Below are 1,261 nucleotides of genomic sequence, written 5' to 3'. Positions count from 1 at the left end.
GTACCACGTCGATGCCGGCTCCGGTGAAGACGGCGTCGAAGGAAGCCGTGAACTTGGTGTCGCGGTCACGGAGGGGGAACTGGAACCGGTGGCCACGTTCGTCGAGGTCCATCAGTAGGTTCCGTGCCTGCTGGGTGACCCAGGCTGCGGTCGGGTGCTTCGTGGTCCCGAGAACATGGACGTGGCGGGTGGCGTGTTCGACGACGAAGAACACGTAGATCCGTTGCAGGAACACGGTGTCCACGGTGAAGAAGTCGCAGGCCAGCAGGCTGGAGGCCTGGGCGGACAGGAAGGTGCGCCAGGAGGTGTCGGCCCGGCGGGGTGCGGGGTCGATGCCGGCGCGGTGCGGGATCCGCCAGACGGTGGCGACTCCGACCGGGTAGCCCAGCCCGGCGAGTTCTCCCTGGATCCTGCGGTGGCCCCAGGTCGGGTTCTCCCGTGCGAGGCGCAGGACCAGCTCGCGGATCTCCCGGCGGACCGGCGGCCGACCGGGCGACTTCCGCGGGTAGGTCCGTTTGCGTGCGAGGAGGTCACGGTGCCAGCGCAGCACGGTGGCCGGGGTGACGAAGAACGAACCCCAGCTGGACCGGGGCAGCAGCCGGGACAGGGCTGCGAGGATCACCCGATCCGCCGGTTCCAGGACCGGGCCGGTTCACCTGCCGGCGCAGCACCGCCACCTGATGTCGCAGGACAAGGAGCTCCGCCTCCTTCGAGGTGTCCCCACGCATCCGGAGCAGCATCAGCCCGAGAGTGTTCCGTGTCAGGGCGTAGAGCAGCGACCACACCATGACCACCCAGCCTGCCCGACACGGGCCCCGCCCCGCGGGCAAACGCGCAGGTCACCGCCCAAATCGGGGTTCTGGAGCCCCACAGGGTCCATTTCTGTGTGATCAGGCGGCGGTGCCACCGCAGGACGGTGCCGGGCGTGACCGCCGGTGCGTTCGCAGCGCCCTGGGCAGGAGTCGGATCAGGGCGGCGAGGACCGCCCGGTCCGCCCAGTCCCACCGGGGCTTGGGCTGGGTACGGCGCAGCACCGCAACCTCATGCCGCAGCACCAGCAACTCGATGTCCTTCGACGCCGACGAACGACCGAGGAGAACCAGCCAGCCACACACCCGCACGAAGATCAGATAGAGCAGGCGTACGAACATGGCTGACCATCATGCCGGCCGCCGCACCGTCGCATCACCCCAGCTCACGGGCCCAAGCCGACTTCTGGCACCCCACAGGGTCGGTGGAATCCGGGTCGGTCCCGAACCGC

Annotated in this window: 2 pseudogenes; both read right to left on the bottom strand. The window is 69.3% G+C overall.

The window, feature by feature from the left end:
• Nucleotides 1-830 (bottom strand): annotated as a pseudogene (locus FMEAI12_RS24210) (helix-turn-helix domain-containing protein); the annotation flags it as partial.
• Between the two features lie 43 nt (nucleotides 831-873).
• A pseudogene (locus tag FMEAI12_RS24205) lies at nucleotides 874-1,151 on the bottom strand (transposase); the annotation flags it as partial.
• Nucleotides 1,152-1,261: the final 110 nt, after the last annotated feature.

The sequence above is a fragment of the Parafrankia sp. Ea1.12 genome (assembly GCF_900465275.1).
Taxonomy (GTDB): domain Bacteria; phylum Actinomycetota; class Actinomycetes; order Frankiales; family Frankiaceae; genus Parafrankia; species Parafrankia soli.
This window is presented reverse-complemented; position numbering and strand designations above follow the sequence as displayed.